12 protein-coding genes are annotated in these 19,501 nt (G+C 62.6%); 9 read left to right on the top strand and 3 right to left on the bottom strand.

Annotated elements, in window-relative coordinates; genetic code table 11:
• Window positions 1-12: 12 nt before the first annotated feature.
• The 3 genes from E8L22_RS01755 (at window position 13) to E8L22_RS01765 (ending at window position 3,207) form a co-directional block, all read left to right on the top strand.
• Window positions 13-1,503, top strand: a complete 1,491-nt coding sequence (locus tag E8L22_RS01755; RefSeq protein ID WP_136523570.1) for a M16 family metallopeptidase — start codon at window positions 13-15, stop codon at window positions 1,501-1,503.
• Window positions 1,504-1,584: 81 nt separating this feature from the next.
• Window positions 1,585-3,084 (top strand): M16 family metallopeptidase, encoded by a 1,500-nt coding sequence (locus E8L22_RS01760; protein WP_136523571.1) that lies wholly within the window; start codon window positions 1,585-1,587, stop codon window positions 3,082-3,084.
• A gap of 12 nt (window positions 3,085-3,096) precedes the next feature.
• Window positions 3,097-3,207: an RCKP-type rubredoxin-like domain-containing protein gene (locus tag E8L22_RS01765; RefSeq protein WP_129127189.1), complete on the top strand. Its 111-nt coding sequence runs from the start codon at window positions 3,097-3,099 to the stop codon at window positions 3,205-3,207.
• Between the two features lie 137 nt (window positions 3,208-3,344).
• On the opposite strand, the gene scpB is transcribed toward E8L22_RS01765, so the two are convergent.
• Window positions 3,345-4,124: a methylmalonyl-CoA decarboxylase gene (gene scpB / locus E8L22_RS01770; protein ID WP_136523572.1), complete on the bottom strand. Its 780-nt coding sequence runs from the start codon at window positions 4,122-4,124 to the stop codon at window positions 3,345-3,347.
• A gap of 92 nt (window positions 4,125-4,216) precedes the next feature.
• The gene (locus E8L22_RS01775) at window positions 4,217-7,681 is read right to left on the bottom strand and encodes an alpha-amylase family glycosyl hydrolase (RefSeq protein WP_136523573.1); all 3,465 of its coding nucleotides are present in this window, start codon (window positions 7,679-7,681) and stop codon (window positions 4,217-4,219) included.
• A 254-nt stretch (window positions 7,682-7,935) separates the two neighbouring features.
• Between E8L22_RS01775 and mltG the strand changes: the two genes are divergently transcribed.
• The 6 genes from mltG (at window position 7,936) to E8L22_RS01805 (ending at window position 17,836) form a co-directional block, all read left to right on the top strand.
• A complete protein-coding gene (gene mltG / locus E8L22_RS01780; RefSeq protein ID WP_136523574.1) occupies window positions 7,936-8,961 on the top strand; it encodes an endolytic transglycosylase MltG in 1,026 nt (341 codons plus the stop codon).
• On the top strand, window positions 8,958-10,874 hold the full coding sequence (locus tag E8L22_RS01785) for a response regulator (protein WP_136523575.1): 1,917 nt from the start codon (window positions 8,958-8,960) through the stop codon (window positions 10,872-10,874). Before mltG ends, E8L22_RS01785 begins: the two co-directional genes overlap by 4 nt.
• Window positions 10,875-11,164: 290 nt before the next feature.
• Complete coding sequence (locus E8L22_RS01790; RefSeq protein WP_136523576.1) at window positions 11,165-12,298, top strand: ABC transporter substrate-binding protein; 1,134 nt, start codon at window positions 11,165-11,167, stop codon at window positions 12,296-12,298.
• A gap of 92 nt (window positions 12,299-12,390) precedes the next feature.
• Window positions 12,391-14,871, top strand: coding sequence for a methyl-accepting chemotaxis protein (locus E8L22_RS21940; protein WP_136523577.1), 2,481 nt, complete (start codon window positions 12,391-12,393; stop codon window positions 14,869-14,871).
• A gap of 52 nt (window positions 14,872-14,923) precedes the next feature.
• The gene (locus tag E8L22_RS01800) at window positions 14,924-16,570 is read left to right on the top strand and encodes an aspartate:alanine exchanger family transporter (protein ID WP_136523578.1); all 1,647 of its coding nucleotides are present in this window, start codon (window positions 14,924-14,926) and stop codon (window positions 16,568-16,570) included.
• Between the two features lie 270 nt (window positions 16,571-16,840).
• A complete protein-coding gene (locus tag E8L22_RS01805) occupies window positions 16,841-17,836 on the top strand; it encodes a cytochrome c3 family protein (protein ID WP_136523579.1) in 996 nt (331 codons plus the stop codon).
• An 83-nt stretch (window positions 17,837-17,919) separates the two neighbouring features.
• On the opposite strand, the gene E8L22_RS01810 is transcribed toward E8L22_RS01805, so the two are convergent.
• Window positions 17,920-19,347, bottom strand: a complete 1,428-nt coding sequence (locus tag E8L22_RS01810) for a sigma-54-dependent transcriptional regulator (RefSeq protein WP_136523580.1) — start codon at window positions 19,345-19,347, stop codon at window positions 17,920-17,922.
• Window positions 19,348-19,501 lie beyond the last annotated feature (154 nt).

Genomic DNA, 19,501 nt, shown 5'->3' on the forward strand with positions numbered 1-19,501 from the left:
ACCGAGGTAGTCATGAAGATAGTGTCCAGATGGGTTGTTGCCCTCGTCATCCTCGTCAACGCGTCGATATGCTTTGGGCAGGGGCTCGCCGAGCGGGTGCAGGAGCACACCCTCAAAAACGGCATGAAGCTCCTGATGGTGGAGCGCCACAATTCCCCCACCGTGGCGGCGTGGATCCGTTTCAAGGTTGGGAGCGTGGACGAGAGAAGCGACGAGCGCGGGCTTGCCCACCTCCTGGAGCACATGCTCTTCAAGGGAACCAAGACGCTCGGCACCAGGGACTACAAAGCGGAGAAGCCGCTTCTGGACAAGATCGAACTGACCGCGCAAGAGCTGCTGGCGGAAAAGAACAAGCGCGACGAAGCCGATCCGAAGGTGATCGAGAAACTGACCGCGGAGCTTAAGCGCCTTGAGAAGGAGGCGGAGCAGTACGTCGTGAAGGAGGAGTTCGCCGACATCTACTCCCGAAACGGCGGCGCCGGCTACAACGCCTTCACCAGCAAGGACGGCACCACCTACCTCATCAACATCCCGGCCAACAAGCTGGAGCTGTGGGCCGCCATCGAATCGGACCGGATGCAGAACGCGGTGCTGAGGGAGTTCTACACCGAGCGCTCCGTCGTGATGGAGGAGCGGCGCCGCTCCTATGACGCTGAACCGGAAGGGAAACTGTGGGAGACCTTCCTCGCCGACGCCTTCAACGCGCACCCGAACGGGCAGCCGACCATCGGCTGGATGTCCGACATCGAGAACCTCACCCGTACCAAGGCGGAGAACTTCCTGCACAAGTACTACGCCCCCAATAACGCCATCGTCGCCATCGTCGGGGACATCGATCCGAAGCAGACCATCGCCCTCGTCGAGCGCTATTTCGGCGGCATCAAGCCGGGGACCCCGGTCCCCCCCGTCGCGGTCCAGGAACCGGAGCAGTCGGGCGAGAAACGGACCGAGGTGATCGGCGACGCCGAGCCCGAGGTGATGATCGGCTTCCACAAGCCGACCCTGCCGGCGCCCGACGACTACGTCTTCGACGTCATCGACATGCTTCTCACCAGCGGCCGCACCTCGCGCCTTTACAAGAAACTCGTCCTAGAGAAGCAGCTCGTCACCTCCGTCTCCTCGTTCGGAGCACCCGGGAGCCGCTACCCCAACCTCTTCATCATCAGCGCGACGCCGCGCGCGCCGCACACGGTGGCCGAAGTGGAGGCGGCGATCTACCAGGAACTCGATCGCCTGAAGACCGAGCCGATGACGCACGAGGAGCTGCAGCAGATCCTGAACCAGCTCGAGTTCGAGGAGTCGCGCCAGATGGCCTCCAACGGCGGCCTCGCGCGCAACCTCACCGAGTACGAGGCGATCGCCGGAACCTGGCGCTACCTCATCGAACACCGTCAGAAGGTGGCGAAGATCACGCCCGAGGACGTCATGCGCGTTGCCAAACAGTACTTCACCCGCCAAAACCGCAACGTCGGCTTCATCACGAAGGCCGAGGCCGCGCAGTAAGGCCGCGATATTCAGCCCCTCCGCCAGGCGGCGGGAGGGAGCCGTGATTGATCCTAATAGTCCAGAAGAAGGGGACCCTGAATGATTCGAAAATACCTTTCCCGTTTCGTGCTGCTGAGCGCCCTCGCCCTTTGCACCGCCGGTTCGTTGGTATCTGAGGCGGGCGCGGCCCGCTCCGGCACCATCGCCGAGTCAAAGACGCAGAAGGTGACACAGGCACCGACCCAGGTGCAGCCCCCGGCGAACCCGCGCAACATGACCTTCCCGCCGCTCAAGTTCCAGCTACCGAAGAGCGAAAGGGTGCAGCTCAAAAACGGCATGATCGTCTACCTGCTGCAGGACCACGAGCTCCCCATCGTGAACCTCACCGCGTACCTGAACGCCGGGAGCGTCTACGAGCCGGAAGCGAAGACCGGCCTTGCCTCTTTGACCGGCGCGGTGTTGAGAAGCGGCGGGACCTTGAAGACCCCGGCCGACAAGCTCGACCGCGAGCTGGAATTCATGGCCTCGTCCATCGAGTCCGGCATCAACTCGGACAACGCGAGCGTCTCGTTGGCCACCCTCTCGAAGAACCTCGACCGCACCCTCACCCTCTTCGCCGAGGTGGTCCGGGAGCCGGCCTTTGATCCGGAGCGCGTCGCGCTCGCCAAAAGCCACGCCATCGAGGGGATCAGGCGCCAGAACGACGATCCCAAGGGAATCGCGGGAAGGGAGCTTGCCCGGGCCATCTACGCCGGCCACCCGCTCGGACGTATCCCCACCATAGCCACGGTGAACGCCATCACCCGTCAGGACCTGATCGACTACCACCGGCGCTACTTCTACCCGGCCAACATGATCGTGGCGGTCTCCGGTGACTTCGACCGGGCGGAGCTTCTCAAGAAGCTCGAGGGCCTCTTCGGCGACTGGCCCAACCAGACCGCGCCCTTCCCGGCGGTCCCCGCTCCCCGCGAGGAGATGACCCCGGCGGTACTGCACGTGCAGAAAGAGGTGAACCAGTCGGTGATCCGCATGGGGCACCTGGGGATCGACAAGAACAACCCGGACCTCTACGCCCTCAAGGTGATGGAATACATCCTGGGGGGGGGCTTCACCTCGCGTCTCACCCAGGAGATCCGCTCCAACCAGGGGCTTGCCTACAACGTTGACGCCTACTTCGAGGTCGGGCGCCGGTTCAAAGGCCCCTTCATCGCCGAGACCGAGACCAAGGTGGATTCCACGGCGCGGACCATCAAGCTGCTCGACTCGATCATCAACGGCATGACCCAGAGCGAGGTGTCCGAGGCGGAGCTCAAGCTCGCCAAGGATTCCATCATCAACTCCTTCATCTTCGCCTTCGAGAAGAGCAGCTCCGTGGTGACCCAGCAGGCGCGCCTCGAGTTCTACGGCTATCCCAAGGGGTACCTCGAGAACTACCGCGACAACATAGCCCGCGTCACCCGCGCCGACGTGCTGCGCGTGGCGAAAAAGTACCTCGCCCCGGAAAATATGAAGCTCGTGGTGGTGGGGGACCAGAAGAAATTCGACCAGCCTCTTTCCACTTTCGGGAAGGTGCAGGAAATAAAGCTGAACAACAACTAAGAGGAGGCAATTATGGCAACGTGGAAATGCAAGAGCTGTGGATTCACCAAGGAAGGTCGCTGCAAGCCGCAGAAGTGCCCCCAGTGCCAGGAGAAGGGGAACTTCGAGAAGGCGGAGGAATAAACTCTTTCGCTGATCGTGCAGAGACATAGAACAACGAAGGCCCGACCGCGAAGATGCGGCCGGGCCTTTTTCTTGTCCCTTCTCCCTCAAACGCCCCTACCGCGCCCCTCTCCAGAGGGAGAAGGGGGGGGACGATTCTATTCGCCGGTGAAGACCGGCGCTCTTTTCTCCAAAAACGCCTTGATCCCCTCCGCGTAATCCTTGCTGTCGTAGACGGTCCGCCTGAGCCCCTGCACCCGTTCGAAAGTGAGCGGCGAGAGGGGATGGGCGCTCGCGAGGAGCCGGATCTGCTCCTTGATCACCCCGATACTGAGCGGACTGTTCCTCGTGATCTGGTGCGCCATTGAATAGGTGAAGTCCGCAAGCTCCGCGGCTTCCACCAGGTGGTTCAGAAGGCCCGCCCGGTTCGCCTGCTCCGCCGAGAGCGGCTCCGCGGTGAAGAACATCTCCTTGGCGAAGTTCACCCCCATGATGTTCATGAAATGCAGGATGCCGGAGACGTTGTAGGGGACGCCGATCTTCGCCGGGGTCATGCAGAACGACGTGGTCGGGCAGCCGATCAGGATGTCGCAGGAAAGGGCAAGGTCGCAGGCCCCGCCCCAGACGCTCCCCTCGATCATGGCAATGACCGGGATCGGGAGGCTCTGGATCGAACGGAGCACGGTCACCAGGGGGTCGTGATACGAAAGCGGGTCGCGCCCGGGAAGCGGCAACTCGTGCACGTCGTGCCCGGCCGACCAGACCTTGGAACCCGCCGGGGCCCGGATCACCAGGACCCGCATCTTCCCCTTCTGCAGCGCGCCGATCGACTGCAGCATCTCGTCGATCATGGTGCTGCTCAGGATGTTGCGATGTTCCGGATCGTTGAAGGTGATGGTCCCGATGTTGTCCTTTAGCTGCGTGTTGATGACCGCCATGGCTTTCCCCCTCTGTCCGATGCCTTCCATAGACAAGGGCGCTGCGGATGATCAAGCGCCAGCTACTGATTCTAACAGGTAATGTAGAAAAATCAGAAACCGGTCTGCAGCAAATTCATTAGCTGATCGAGCCGGTAACCCGCCGCGGCGGCACTCTCCTTCAGGAGGGCGACAAGCGCCTCCCCGGTGGGCTCCTTCACCCCCGTTTCCTTCCTGCCTTCCGGCTTTTCCAGCGCGACTCCAGCCTTTTTCCGAGCAACTTCGGCTTTTTCCTGCGCAGCGTCCCCCCTGCCTGCGAACGGCTCAACCTTAAGCAGCCACGACAGCAAAAGCTCGAAGCGCTCCTTGTTGAACCACTGGGCGCCGCCGCTTTCGTGCAGGTACAGGAAGCGGGCCGCCACCGGATCGGAGAAGAGCGCGGTGCAGCAGCGCACGGCGCCCAGCTCGCGGCACTGCGCCAGGAAGGTATCGTGCCGCAGCATGAGCCCTAGGAGTTTTCCGAAGCTCTTCGGCGGCAGGTCGATCAACTGCTCCGGATCGGCAGGCGGCAGCGACTGGAAGGCCTGCACCACTGGATGCACCAGGCCGAGCTCTTCGAAGAGCCCCCACGTCCCGGTCCCGGCGAGGTCTCCGGTCCGGTGCAGTGCAAGATAGGCGCATAACAGGACCCACTCGGCGGGGAGAAGCTCCCCTCCCGCCTTCGCGGCGAGCGCCTCGGTAAGCTCGGTACCGAAAGCTGCGAGGAGGGCGCGATGGGACTTATCAGGTGCCTGAGGCGCCAGCGCCTTGTAGAAGCCGGCCAGGAGCGGCTCCAACGGCCCAAGGCGGACCGGCGGCGCCACGCCAGGCTCCTGGAGCACCACGGCGGCCTTGACGAGAACCGCCCTAAGCGCCTCGTGGAGGGAAGCGTAGCGGACCTTCTTCACCTCGTCGTCCAGGTTCTCAACTCCGGCTCCGTTCATGCGGTAGCAGAGCGCACCCCAGGTCCCGTAATCGTCGTCGTATATCTCCCGGAAATCCAGGAAGGCATGGTACTCGTAGCCGCCCATCTCGACGTAGAGCCCCCGGTCGCACAGGTCGCGTCCGTTTCTCAGGTAGCTAAGCCCCGAGGCGTAGTCGCGGAAGCTGTAGTAGTGGCGGCCGTCCCCCTTGAAGCCGAGCGACTCGCCAAGCGTGGTCTGCGCGAGAGAGGTCCCCCCTTCCGCGGTTTTTCTCAAGACGGCGCAGGAGGTACGGATCCACCCGGAGGTCGTGGCGTAGGCATTGTGATAGAGGATGAGGCCGCGGTCGCCGTCGTTGCGGTTGGAATAGGCGAAGACGTTCTCGTTCACGCTGTGGCCGGAATAGAAATCGTACAGGGTGAACTGTTCGCTCCCCGAGAAGATGTGACGCCGCCGCATGAGCGGGAAGATGTCGCTTTCGTGGCGCGCCACGAAGTGCTGGTCCACCGGCTCGTCCCAGTAGGCCCGGCGGTACTCCATGCCGTACTTCTCGTGGAAGCCCTCGATCTGACCGTGGCCGAACATGGGAAGACCGGGCATGGTGACGAGGAGTACGGTCGCCCCGAAGTACTTCCCTTCCTTGCCGAACTGCTCGACCGCGGTTCTCTCGTCCGGGTTGTTCATGAAGTTCACGAAGCGCTTCAGGATCTCAGGCTCGAACTCCAGCACGTTCTTCAAGGTCTGACGGTACTTGGCGTTCTCCTCCATCTTCAGCATGTTCATGAAGGCCGAGTTGTAGACCCGGTGCATCCCGAGCGTCCTCACGAAATACCCTTCCATGAGCCAGAAGGCCTCGGCGAGGAGCAAGGTGTCCGGCGCCTCGGCCGCGACCCGGTCCACCACCTCGCGCCAGAACTCCTCCGGAAAGACCTGGTCGAAGCTCGCGCGGTCCATGCCGTGCTCGGCGCGCGACGGAACGCCGGAGCCGTGGCCCGGCAGCGGATACCAAAGGCGCTGGTAGTGCTTCTTGGCAAGCGTCATGGCTGCGTCGAAGCGGATGATGGGGGTCTGGCGCGCCACGTGGAGGATGGTGTTGATCACCGCCTCGCGCACCTCCGGGATCAGGTAGTTCAGCTGCGCGGTGTCGTTCCAGGGGGTCGAGGTCCCGTCGTTGCCGTGGTAGATGTAGCGCACGCGCCCGTTGCCGCGGTCCAGGTGCTTGAAGACGACGGCGGCGTCGCGCTTGTCCCAGTAACCGTCCTCGATGAAGAGGCCGATGCGCCCGTCCGGGGAGAGGTCCGGGCCGTTGAACTGGTAGTCGGGGTACGGCGGGTAGTCGAGCTGGATGAACCAGTCCGGGTGCTCCACGGTCCATTTGGAGTAGAGTCCGGTGTGGTTCGGGACCATGTCGCTCGCAAGGCGGATGCCGCGGGCGGCGCAGCGCCGCCTCAGGTTGTCCAGCGCCCCTTCTCCGCCCAGGTCATGGGCGATGATGTAGTCGTAGAGGGAGTACGCCGAGCTGATCGCCTCCTGGTTCCCGGCGATCCTCTTTATGGTCTGCGAGGAGGGAGATCGCTCCCAGATGCCGATCAGCCAGAGCGCGCTGAACCCGTAACGGGCGAGGCGGTCGAGCTCCGCGTCGGGGATCTGGTCCAGCGTGTTCACCTCGACGCCGTAGGTCTTCGAGAGCTGGCCGAGCCAGACGTAGACCATCTTGGCGATCATGACGACGTTGGACATCCAGTCGGCGTCGCGCGAGAAGCGTTCGTACTCCGGGTACTCCTCGCCCCCCTGCGCATCCCTGCCGAAGCGGAGCACCTTGGGCTCGCCCGGGCCGCCGAAGAAGGCACGCCCCTCCTGGGAGACGATGTCGAGGGCGGTGACGAGCTCGGTCAAAAGCTCCGGGGGAAGGATGGCGCCCCAGTGCTCCCTGATGTAGGCGATCTGCCCGGCGAGTGAATCGGGAGAGGCCTTCATCGGGGCGCGCAAAAGCTCCGGCAGCGGCACCCCGATCGGCTCGAAAGGAGGAGCCTTGGCAAGGCCTCGGTCGATGTCGGTGGCTACCTTAAGGTACTGAGAGGAGCCGGCGAGTTCAGAGGCGTCGAAGAGCCGGCGGAACTGGTCCAAGGCCCGGTTCTCGCCGTTTAACAGCATGAGGAGAAGTTCCGCCGAGAGGGCTTGGCGGCGTCCCTGCTCGTCGTCGTCCCCGGAGAGAAAGCCGTCCGGGGTGTCCTCATCGAGCACCATGCGCTGTGAGGGGAAGAGTTCCATGAAACGCCGCAGCGTTGCTTCGGCGTCACCGGTAAAGCCCGGGTATCCCGCCTGGGCCGCCGTCGCCGCGAGCACCCCCGGCTGCTGCTTTGCGCAGTACTGCCCGGCCACATAGCGATAGACGCGGCTCAGCGTGGAGTAGAGATGCAAAAGCCCAGGCTGGATGGGTGTTTCGTGCGCCTGCAGCCCCTTGTTGAGCTTCGCGGCCACCCGCCTCGCGTAGATGATGCCCGGCACATCGCCCAACTCCTCGAGCGTGCCGCGCAGGTCGATGCGGTCGCCGCAGGCGGCCGAAATCTGTATCTGAAAGGGGAAATAGTCCGAGTTAATAAACCTCTGCTTCATCAAGCACCTCGTCTGCCCTACTGTAGTGGTGTTCCGGTCCCGGTCGGGCGGCACGGTCAGATATCATACCGTGGAATACCACCACTGTCTTTAAAAATTTTATTATTAACGCAGCACCAGCATAAATTCGCCCGCTGATGGCTCAGGCATTTAGCCTTGACACAGTTAGCGATTTCACCTAAACCTAATGCTGAGTCAGCAAAAGCCCTGTTTTCACCTAGGATAGTGCCATCATCGCTTCCAGCCTCAAAGACATGTTCCGTAAGCAGCGCAGACTCTGCATCGCGCTGCTGCTGATAGTCATCCTGGTTCCCATCACCCGTTTCACCAGGTTTCTCTTGTTTCCCGCCGGCGACGGCAAGCGCGTGGAAATAGTGGAACTGAGCAGAGGACGCTCGCTGCGCGCCTTCGCCGCCGACCTCGAGGCGCGGCGCATCATCACCAGCGCCCGACTCTTCGTATTTTACGCCCGCATGAAAGGGGGCGACGCGCGTCTCAAGGCAGGTCCGTACCAGCTCGACGATGGGTTGCGACCGGGACAGATCCTCGCCAAGATGATCGCCGGCGACGTCTATCTGCGACTTTTCGCGCTCCCGCAAGGGTACTCGAGCTACCAGGCTGCCGAGATGCTCGAAAAGCGGGGGATCTTCACCAGGGAGAGCTTCCTCGCTGCTTGTAGCGACCGGACGCTCCTGAAGGAGATGGGGATCGACGCACCGAGTGCCGAAGGGTACCTCTTTCCGGGCAGCTACAACATCCTCCCCGGCAGAAACGAGCGTGACGTGGTGCGCGAGATGATCAAGCGGCAGAAAGAGGTGCTTGCCGGATCGGTCGACGGACGGGCCAAGGCGAAGGGGTTGTCGATGCGGGAAGTGCTCGTCCTTGCCTCGATGGTGGAAAAGGAGGCCGTGCTCCCGCAGGAGAAGCCCCTCATCGCCGCCGTGTTCCGCAACCGCCTCAAGATCGGCATGAGACTGCAGAGCGATCCCACGGCACTCTACGGCGTGCGCGCCTTCGCCGGCAAGGTGAGCCGCGACGACATCCTGAAGCCGACCCCTTACAACACCTATCTCATCCCGGGGCTTCCCCCCGGCCCGATCGGCAACCCGGGCAAGGATGCCATAGAGGCGGTGCTGACCCCCGCTGCGGTCCCTTACCTCTACTTCGTGGCACGCGGCGACGGCAGCCACCACTTCTCGAACGACCTCGCGTCGCACAACGACGCGGTCAACAGGTACCTTAAGGCGCCGAGCGCGGCACCCCGGGGAGGAGCCAGATGACGGGCAGAGTCCTGCTGGTTGAGGACAACGAACGGCTTTGCACCATGCTGCGCGGCGTCCTCGAGGCGCGCGGGCACGAGGTGCGTTGCGCGACCAGCGGTGACGCCGCCCTCGCCCTACTGCAGGGGGAGCGCTTCGATCTCCTCGTCCTGGACCTGAAGCTTCCCGGCATGAACGGGGTGGACCTCCTTCGGCACGTACGGCGCAGCGCCGCGCTCAAGGAACTCCCCGTCGTCATCATGACCGGCGTTTTCCGCGGCGCGGGTTACGCCCAGGCGGCGGCAAAGCTCGGCGTCTCGGCGTACCTCGAGAAGCCCTTCGGCAGGGACGACTTCCTGAAGGCCGTTAACGGAGCCCTCGAACAGGGCCCGGGAGGAAAGGAGCTGAGACGCCTCCTTCTCGAGCTTTTCCGCGACGGCAAGAGCGGCACGCTGGAACTGCGCGGCGGGACCAGGGTATTCGTCATCGGGGGTGAACCGGCGAGCTTCTCGTCGCCCAGGTTCGTACCCTTTCTCGTTCTGGGAAACCACCTGCAGCGCGCGGACCTGGAGCGCTTCCCCCTCGCCCGTCCCGGACGGCTCCCCCTCGTGGAGGCGGGCCTTTTAAGCTACGAGGAGCTCCTGGAGCAGTCGCGGCTCTTCCTGTCCCGCACCCTCATCGAGGCGCTCGCGCAAAAACAGGCGCCGCGTTTCTCCCCGGAGCTTGCCACAATCGAACTTCCGCTCACCCCCCTTTGCCTGCCGCGTCTTCTGCACCAGGCCGCCGACGCCGCCCCCTTTGACCTCGCCGCCTATCCCGCGCGCGCCGGCGAACTGTTCCCGACGCTGACGCAGACCTATTTCCGCCTGGCCAACCTGCTCAACATGAGGCAGGAAGAGATCGAGCTCCTGCAGCAGCTCGGGCAGGGGAAGACGGTACAGGCCATCCTCTCCGGCCTGGAAAAGCCCGCCCGCGGCGGCGCATTCCTCGACCTGCTGGCGGGGATGGGCATGCTCACCTTGAACAGCGCGCAGGCCTCCGACCAACCCCCCGAGTTCCCCCAGAAGCGGCTCTTCAACCGCCCCATCGAGGAGGTTGCCGAGTTGCAGGCGGCAGCCATGAGCTTCGAGGACCTGGTAGACGAGGTGTCGGACTCCATCGAACTCGTGGTGGGGGAAACAGGGATGGCCGCGCCGCTCTCCTCAAGCGAGATCGACTTCGAGCAGGAAGTGCAGCGTGATTACGCCGCGATCCAGGACAAAAACTATTACGAGATCTTCGGCATGAGTCCCGGCAATTTCAGCTTCGACGCCCTGAAGGAGGCCTACTTCGCCAAGACGCGCCAGTATTCGCCCGAGAAGTTCATGCAGCTTTCCGGCGCCATCCTTGGGCGCGCACAGGACGTCCTTTCCCATTACGCAAACGCCTACAACACCCTCTCCAGCGTCATCGCCAAGGAACGCTACGACGAGATGCTGAACGCGAACACCATAGGGCTAGCCGGCAAGCGCGACGACGAGCTGCAGGCCCGCATCCAGTTCCAGTCCGGCAAGGTCTTCCTGGAGATGGAGGACTTCGGCAACGCCGAGCGCGCGCTGCAGGACGCCTACACGCTCGCCCCGGACGACGCCCGCACGAGCGCCTACCTCGCCTGGTCCATCTACAAGAACCCGGGCAACCAGCGCTCTGCCGGGGCCCTCGAAAAGTGCCGCATGCTCCTTACCAAGAGCCTGCAGGCCGAGCGCACCGCCGAGGCCTTCGCCTTCCGGGGGTGGATGCTCCTAGACGAGGGGCGCGACGGGCTCGCCGAGGGAGAATTCCAGAAGGCCCTGAAGCTGAACGCGCACGACGCCCACGCCCTCGGGGGGATGCGCCTGATCACCGAGCGGCGCGAGGCCGAGAAGAAGGGGCTTTTCAAGCGCATCTTCGGCTGACGCCCCCTGCCACTGATTACAACCTACAGACACAACGAAGCCTGCCTGCGAGCAGGCTTTTCTTTTTCCTGCCACACCCCTCCACGATGCGCCCGCCATCCATAAAAACATTCTAAGAGAAAGCCTTGCCATCCAATCATTAGTAGTTTATTATTGGCGGGTTTTCAAAATCTACCATCCTCTGGATGGAGCCCATTTGCAACAGCCCGAAATGATTGTGCTTACAACCACGACGCAGGCTGTCCCCATGTGGCCCCTGCGCGAGCCTACCCAGAGAAAAGGAGGTTGTCATGAGAAAGATGATTTTCCTCACCGTGGTGCTGATGATGATCGCTCCGACGGCACAAGCTGCGGGGGCGGCAGGCGACGTCATCAAGATCGGCATGGTGAACGACCAGAGCGGGGCCAACAAAGGCTCAGGAAGAGGGATGAAGGTCGGCGTCGACGCCTACTTCAAGGCGATCAACGCGAAAGGTGGTGTTAACGGCAGGAAGCTGGAGCTCGTCGCCATGGACGACCAGATGACGACGGACAAGACCATCGACTGCCTGCTGAAACTGGCCGACGAACAGAAGGTATTCGCGGTGGTCGGCTCGGTCGGTACCTCGAACTGCGTCGCGAGCCTGCCGGTGGTCAAGGAATACAAGCTTCCGTACATAAACCCGAGGACCGGCGCCACCGAACTGCGCACTCCGGTGGTCCGGGAGGTCTTCCATGTCCGCGCCAGCTATCAGCAGGAGGTGGACAAGATCGTGGACCAGTTGGTGAAGCAGGGGGCGAAGCGTTTCGCGGTCTTCTACCAAAACGACGGGCTCGGCACCGACATCCTCGCCTCCACGGAGAAGGCGGTGAAACGCCACGGGCTCTCCGTCGTCTCCAAGGGCTCCTTCGAGCGTAACACGGTGGCGGTGACGGCAGGGCTTGCCAGCATCATGGAGGGTAAGCCGGACGCCATCATCGTCGGCGCGGTGTACAAACCGGGTGCCGAGTTCATCAAGCTCGCGCGCAAGGAAGGGGTAACCGCACGCCTCGCCTCCGGCTCCTTCGCGGGGGGCATGAATCTCGTCAAGGCGGTGGGGCCCGAGGCGGCCGAGGGTGTCATCATGAGCCAGGTGGTGCCCGAACTGGACGACTTGAGCCTCCCCATCACCAGGGAGTGCAAGGAGGCGATCGAGAAGAGTCCCGAGGAGGTCGGCTTCAACTCGGTCAGCATGGAAGGATGCATGGCGGCCAAGTCCATCGTCATGGCGCTGGAGAAGGCGGGCAATCCCCCCACCCAGGCCGGCTTCATCCAGGCCTACGAGGCGATGAAGGACGCGGACATGGGCGGGATCAAGCTCACCTTCACGCCGCAGGACCACCAGGGGCAGGACAACGTCTACCTGCAGGTCGTGAAGGGTAACAAGCTGGTATCCATGAAGTAGCTCATGAGTACGACGACAGGTCGGGAACCGGCGCCGCGACTGACTGCGGCCCGGTTCCCTCGGCACGGCATCTTATTTCCGGGGGCGTGGCAATGACCGTCAAAAGCAAGCTCTGGGGCAACATCGCGCTGACCATCGTGGGGATCTCGGTACTGGCCGGGATCGGTCTTTTTTCCATAGCGAAGGTGAAGTCGAGCATCGAGATCCTGACGGGAAAGTCGACGCCGTTGCACCTTAAGATGCTGGAGCTGCAGCAGACGGTGGAAAAGGTCTCCGCCGATTTCATGCGCCTTGAGATGACGACCGAGCCCGCCGAGGTAACGCGCCTGTCGGAGTCGATAACGACGCGCATCAAGCGGATGGAGGCCCTGAACGACGACATCGTCAAGGGGGGCGCCTCCTCCAGCGGGGTCGACACCGCGGTGCTGCGCGACATCGAAAAGACCGTGGTGCAGGTAGCCTCGCAAAGGCTCAGCGACATGTCCCTTTTCAAGAGCGAGATCGCCTCGGTCAACGCGGAGCTCTTGAAGGCCGAGGGAAGTGTCAGCGCCATGCGCCGACAGATCAGCCAGATGGGAAACAGCGCCCTCTCCAACATCAACTCCTCCCAGGCAGCAAACCTCCAGGTGAACAGCTCGATCAAGAAACTACTCACCCTGCAAAGCCGGTTGAAGGACATCAACATCTTCATGGCGGACCTCGAACTGGTGAAGAGCAAGTTCAAGATCGCGCCCTTAAAGGAGCGCCTGAAAAACACCATCGAGCTCACCCGCAACATCGAAGTGGATCCGGGGGACAACCCGGCCATCAAGGAAGTGAAGGGTGTGGCGACCGAGATCCTGAACCGGATCGGCGCCGAGGAAGGGGGCCTTCTGGCCCTCAGGCAGGAGATGCTGAACAACCCGGAGAAGGCTGACGCGGAGCAGTACGCGACCAAGGCGCGGGAGATCATGAAACCGCTCGAGGAAAACAGCAAGAAGATCTTCAACACCATCGACACCCTCGAGCTGCAGATCGTTAAGGACCGTAACAAGGTGGTGTCGTCGCTAGGCTTTCAGAATGCGGCCAACGGCGTAATGGAGGCTGGCAGCAACATCAGTGTGGACGTGAAGGAGCTGAACGCCGGGGTGCGCCAGATCATGCTGAGCGGCACCGAAGCGGAGGTAGGCAAGCTGTCGGGAACGCTAGCCCAGTCCCAGAAGAGGATCGAGGCGAACATAGCCGCGGCTAGAAAACTCCTGCTCGACTCCGGGCAGAAGGACCTCGCGCGGAACATCACCGATGTCTCCGGCATCATCCGCAAAGCGGGCGCATCGATCCGGAAGATCGAGGCGACCAAGCTCGGCGTGATCCGCAGCAACCTCGCCATGCAGAAGGCGCTGGAATCGGCGCAAGGGATCTCACGCGAACAGGCGCAAAGAAGCGAGGAGCAGGTAAAAAGCATCGGCGAGAACCAGCAGCAGATCCTGACCGGCGTGCGCCGCGCGGTAGACAACGCCACCCTGCTCTCCTATGTCATGATTGCGGTCTCGGCGGCCGTGATCCTCATCTCCTTCGTGATCAGCCTGCGCATCATCGCCTCGATCACGAGGCCCCTCGCCCACGCGAAGCTCGTGACCGCGGAGATCGCCGCCGGCAACCTGACCAAGCGCATCAAGACCGGTTCGCGCGACGAGATCGGCGACATCTGCGACAGCATCAACAACATCGTCGTGAACCTGCACGAGGTACTCTCGCGGGTTTCGCAGAACACCGCCCAGGTCGCCTCGGCCTCAACGGAGCTCTCCTGCGCCGCCGAGCAGATGGCAGCCGGTGCGGCCCAGGTCGCCGGGCAGGCTGCCACGGTGGCCACGGCCAGCGAGGAGATGGCGGCGACCTCCAACGAGATAGCCCTTAGCTGCACGCAGGCCGCCGAGGGGTCGAAGCAGGCCAACAACGCCGCGGAGGCGGGCGCTGACGTGGTGAAGGAAACGGTCCAGGGGATGAACCAGATCGCCGAGCAGGTCCGTGCGTCCGCAGTGACGGTGGGTGACCTCGGCAAGAAGTCGGAACAGATCGGCGCCATCGTCAACACCATCAACGACATCGCCGACCAGACGAACCTCCTGGCATTGAACGCCGCCATCGAGGCGGCGCGCGCCGGAGAGCAGGGGCGCGGCTTTGCCGTCGTCGCCGACGAGGTGCGCGCCCTGGCGCAGCGGACTTCGAGTGCGACACGCGAGATCGGTGAGATGATCAAGGCCGTGCAGCAGCAGACGAGAGGTGCGATCGGTGCCATGCAGTCCGGCGTCACCCGGGTCGAGGCGGGCACCGTCGAGGCGGCGAAATCGGGTGCCGCACTGGAGGAGATCCTCCAGCAGATCGGCTCGGTCACCGTCCAAGTGAACCAGATCGCCACCGCAGCGGAAGAGCAGACCGCGACCACGGTGGAGATCAGCAACAACATCCAGAACATAAACGAGGTGGTGCAGGACACCGCGAAGAACGCCCAGGAGTCTGCGGCGTCCGCGGCGCTTCTGTCACGGCTCGCCGAGGAACAGCAGAAACTGGTCGGGCAGTTCAAGCTGAGCTAGCAGATCGCTGGGCGCGCAACGCCCGGTCATGACAGCGAGATGAGGTGCGATCATGATCAAGATTCTCCTCGAGAACCCGTTGATGCTTCTGCTCATGGTGGCTGCGCTTGGTTATCCGCTCGGGCGCATCAAGTGCTACGGCATCACCTTAGGCGTCGGCGCCGTCCTCTTCGTGGGGCTGGGCTTCGGCATGCTCCACCCCGACATGAAGGCCCCCGCCATCGTGTACATCATGGGGCAGGCGCTCTTCGTCTACACCGTCGGGCTCTCGGCCGGCCCCTCCTTCGTCTCGACCTTCCGCAGAAACGGCGTCATGAACAACGCCGTCGCAGGCGGGGTACTCTGCGTGTCGGCTGCGGTATGCATAGCACTGCAGCGCTACCTGGAACTGAAGCCGGGAATCGCCGCCGGGATTTTCTGCGGCAGCCTCACCGCCTCCCCGGCGCTCGGGGGCGCGCTCGAATCGATCCGTCAGACCGCGCCGGAGAACCTCCTCGAGAAGCTTTTGGCCGAGCCCGTAGTCGGTTTCTCGGTCGCCTACCCCATCGGCGTCATCGGTCTCATGCTGACGATAAACGTCTGCCAGAAGCTCTGGAAGGTGGACTACCAGGCCGAGTACCAGGTCCTGCATAAGCCCGAGGACCGCAAGTCGTTGGTGCACTGCACCATCAAGGTGCAGACAGTGGAGCCGCCGGACACGACCGTTCAGAGGCTGAACGAGTCGAACAACTGCGAGGTGATCTTCAGCCGGGTCAAGCGCTCCGGCGAGTTCTTCTACGCCGGTCCCGCCACCGTGCTGCAGCCTGGAGACCTGGTCATGGTGGCCGGCCTGCCGCAGGAGATCGAAAAGCTCGCGGCGGTGCTAGGGGAACGCAGGAGCAAGGAGCGCCTCGGGCTGGACCGCACCGAGTACGAGTACCGCCGGATATTCGTATCGAGTCCGCAAGCGATCGGGCGCACCATAGGCGAGTTGCACAATGACCAGCGTTTCGGTGAGGTGATCACGCTCGTGCGCCGCGGCGACAGCGAGCTGCTTCCCGACGGGGAGATGGTGCTGGAGTTGGGGGACGTGATCCGGGTCCTTGCGCACAAAAGCGACATGGATGCGGTGACCGCCTTCTTCGGCAACTCGTATCGCAAGGTGAGCGAGGTGGACGTGATGACCTTCAGCCTGGGCCTCGTCATCGGTCTCATCCTCGGTCTCATCCCCTTCCCATTCCCGGGGGGCGGAAGCATGCAACTCGGCTTCGCCGGCGGCCCCCTCATCGTCGGCATCCTCCTCGGCACCTTCGGCAGGACCGGCAAAATGGTCTGGAGCCTCCCCTACAGCGCCAGCATGACGCTGAAGCAGGTTGGACTCGTCCTTTTTCTCGCCGGGATCGGCACCCGCTCCGGCTACAGCCTGCTCACCACGCTGACCGAGGGGGGGGGCGGCGCCATCTTCATCGCCGGGGTCTGCCTCACCGCAGTCACCGCCTTCCTTGGCCTCTTCATCGCGCACAAGATCATGAAGCTCCCGATGACGCTCGCCGTAGGCATCGTCGCGGGGATGCACACCTCCACGCCGGGCCTCGGATACATCAAGGAACAGACCGGCAACGACCTCTCCGACCAGGGGTACGCCTGCGTCTTCCCGTTCGCCACGATAGGGAAGATCATCCTGGTCCACATCATTCTTGCCACGGTCGGCCCCTACTGACGCCTGCGGGCTCGGCCCGCCTCCCCTACCCGCCACCCGAACCGCAGCTGAACGCGCGGCGTGTATAGCGTCGCTATACAGCGCCCCCTCACCGGGGCGCCGCCCTTCCGTGCGGCCGTCGGCAAAAGGCCCATCTTTCCAAACAGATACCGAATCTCGGCTAACCACCGGATATTCCGGCACGCGTGATGCAACAGGTCCTTTCTGAAAACAATCTGCTCGAGAAACGGCAGTACGGTACATCAATCCACAAACCGGGAGGGACAGACCATGGGACGCAGATCCGCATTCGCCGTGTTGGCCGCATTGGCACTGGCAGCATCCGGGGCGATGGCACTGGAGCTGAAGAACGTCGTGTACGAGACTGACGGGGCGGGCAAGGTGGTCTTCAGCCATTCGACCCATCTGAAGGCGAAAAACGCCCAGGGCGGGAAAACGACCTGCAAAAGCTGCCACGAGGACGCCAATGCACCGAAGAGCAAGGCAACCATGGCGGACATGGAGAAGGGGAAATCGTGCGGCAAGTGCCACGACGGCAAGCATGCATTCGCCGTCGCGCAATGCACCAGATGCCACAAGGTGAAAAACATCACCTACAAGATCAAACAGACAGGCCCGGTGCACTTCAGCCACGCCATTCACCTAAAGAGCATGCAGTGCACCGCGTGCCACGACGCCATTTTCACTACCGGGCACAACCCGCCGACGACCATGGCGGAGATGAAGAAGGGGAAATCGTGCGGGGCTTGTCACAACGGCAACAAAGCCTTCAGCATCGACCGGTGCGAGGCCTGCCACCCCTCGCCCAAGCAGGTGGTCTTCAAGGTCAAGCAGACCGGCCCTACCGTCTTCGACCACGGCAAACATGCAGGGCTCTACAGCTGCGGCAAGTGCCACTCTGCCATCTACTCGCTGTCACCCAATCACAAGCCGGTCTCCATGGCGGCCATGCAGAAGGGGAAATCCTGCGGTGCCTGCCACAACGCGAAAGAGGCCTTCGCCTTGGCCAAGTGCGAAAAATGCCATCCGGTACGGGAAATCAACTTCAAGGTGGCCAAGGTCGGCGATGTGAAGTTCAGCCACACCTCGCACCTGCAGATGTACAAATGCCAGGACTGCCACACGCGCACCTTCCCGACCAGAAGCGGCAACAAACCGATCTCGATGTCCGAGATGAAGAAGGCCAGGTCGTGCGGGGCATGCCACGACGGCAAGGCCGCCTTCACGGTCAACGGCAACTGTGACTCCTGCCACGTCCGCGGCTGAGAAGGGGCCCTAAAACGCAGCGCGGGCCGTCGCTTCACGAAGAAGCGGCGGCCCGCGTTTTTTTCATGCGGCAAGCGCAAAGGTTACGTCTTGCCGAAGTAATCCTTCACCGAGATCCCGAGCCGTTTCAGCATGGTCTGGAAGTTCGGGCGCAGCATGCCGGTCTCCTCGGCGGCCCGTGAGATGTTCCCCTGGGTCTTCTTGAGCGCGTTGATCACGAAGGCCTTTTCCACGCCCTCCACCGACTTGTCACGAATCTGGCGCTTCATCTCCTTCAGGTCCTCGACGTTTTGCGGCACCAGCCCGCCAAACTCGTCGTCACCCTCCGCATCATCCCTTCCAGAGACGACTGCGTCGCCAAGTTCCAGGTCTTCCTGCTGAACCAGTTCCCCCTCGGTGAGTACGACGGCCCGCTCGATGCAGTTCACCAGCTCGCGCACGTTCCCCGGGAACGGGTAGTGCTCCAGAAACTGCATCGCCTCCTGGGAGATGCCCCGGATATCCTTCCCCATTTCACCCACGAATTTTTCGAGGTAGTGCCGCGCGAGAAGCGGGATGTCACCCTTGCGCTCGCGCAGGGGTGGGAGTTCCAGCGGGATGATGTTCAGACGGAAGAAGAGGTCTTCGCGGAAGGTCCCTTCGGCGACCATGGTCTTCAAGTTCCTGTTGCTCGCAGCGACCAGGTGCACGTCGAAGGGGACGGGCTGGGTCCCCCCGATCGGGGTTACCTTCCGCTCCTGCAGTACACGCAAAAGCTTCGCCTGCGTGGAAACGCTGATGTTGGACACCTCGTCCAGGAAAAGGGTACCGCCGTCGGCAACCTTGAAAAGGCCGGTTTTCGTCTGCACCGCCCCGGTGAAGGCGCCCCGCACATGGCCGAAAAGCTCGCTCTCCAGAAGGGTTTCCGCGAGTGCCGTGCAATCTACGGCCACGAAGGGACGGTCCCTGCGGGGACTGTTGTTATGAATGGCGCGCGCCGCGAGCTCCTTCCCCGTACCGCTTTCGCCGTAGACGAGGACCGTGCTAGCCGTGGGTGCGACCTGCAGGATGCGCCGGTAAACCTTCTGCATCTCCGGGCTCTGCCCCACGAAGAGGTCGAAGCCCTGGTGGCACTGCAATTCGTTTTTGAGAAAGAGGTCTTCGGGGGGAAGCTTGCGCTGTTCCAGGGCGAGCTTAACTTTTTCGAGGATCTGGTCCGGAGCGAACGGCTTGACGAGGTAATCGACGGTTCCCCGGCGCATCGCCTCGACTGCGGTCTCCACCGTGGCGAACCCGGTGATCATGATGACCGGAACCCCCGGCTGCAGCGTCTTCACCGTGTCCAGCACCTCGAAACCGCTCATGCCCGGCATCTTGAGATCGGTGATGATGAGATCGAATTCCTGTTTTTGCAGCAATGGGATGGCTACGATACCGCTCTTCGCAGTTTCCACCTGGTAACCAGCACCCTCCAGAATCCGTGAAAGCCCCTCCCGAATTACAGCTTCATCATCTACAACCAGGATGTTCATAGGCTCACCATACCTCATTCAAGGTTACAGGCTCGATCACCTCGTCGGTCGACGTCAACAAAAGATGTCATTCATGTGCAGCTATTCAATAGCCCACAAACATCATCGTGTCAACATCAAGCATTGTAAACGGCAAGTTCCTCACTGCAACCTT

Origin of the sequence: Geomonas ferrireducens, from assembly GCF_004917065.1 — a bacterium.
Lineage (GTDB): Bacteria > Desulfobacterota > Desulfuromonadia > Geobacterales > Geobacteraceae > Geomonas > Geomonas ferrireducens.

Bases quoted from the DNA above. Each gene is read 5' to 3' on its own strand.
- mltG (WP_136523574.1), top strand. From the start codon at position 7,936: ATGTTCCGTAAGCAGCGCAGACTCTGCATCGCGCTGCTGCTGATAGTC.
- E8L22_RS21940 (WP_136523577.1), top strand. From the start codon at position 12,391: ATGACCGTCAAAAGCAAGCTCTGGGGCAACATCGCGCTGACCATCGTG.
- E8L22_RS01775 (WP_136523573.1), bottom strand. From the start codon at position 7,681: ATGAAGCAGAGGTTTATTAACTCGGACTATTTCCCCTTTCAGATACAG.
- E8L22_RS01810 (WP_136523580.1), bottom strand. From the start codon at position 19,347: ATGAACATCCTGGTTGTAGATGATGAAGCTGTAATTCGGGAGGGGCTT.
- E8L22_RS01800 (WP_136523578.1), top strand. From the start codon at position 14,924: ATGATCAAGATTCTCCTCGAGAACCCGTTGATGCTTCTGCTCATGGTG.
- E8L22_RS01760 (WP_136523571.1), top strand. From the start codon at position 1,585: ATGATTCGAAAATACCTTTCCCGTTTCGTGCTGCTGAGCGCCCTCGCC.
- E8L22_RS01755 (WP_136523570.1), top strand. From the start codon at position 13: ATGAAGATAGTGTCCAGATGGGTTGTTGCCCTCGTCATCCTCGTCAAC.
- E8L22_RS01790 (WP_136523576.1), top strand. From the start codon at position 11,165: ATGAGAAAGATGATTTTCCTCACCGTGGTGCTGATGATGATCGCTCCG.
- E8L22_RS01785 (WP_136523575.1), top strand. From the start codon at position 8,958: ATGACGGGCAGAGTCCTGCTGGTTGAGGACAACGAACGGCTTTGCACC.
- E8L22_RS01805 (WP_136523579.1), top strand. From the start codon at position 16,841: ATGGGACGCAGATCCGCATTCGCCGTGTTGGCCGCATTGGCACTGGCA.
- scpB (WP_136523572.1), bottom strand. From the start codon at position 4,124: ATGGCGGTCATCAACACGCAGCTAAAGGACAACATCGGGACCATCACC.
- E8L22_RS01765 (WP_129127189.1), top strand. From the start codon at position 3,097: ATGGCAACGTGGAAATGCAAGAGCTGTGGATTCACCAAGGAAGGTCGC.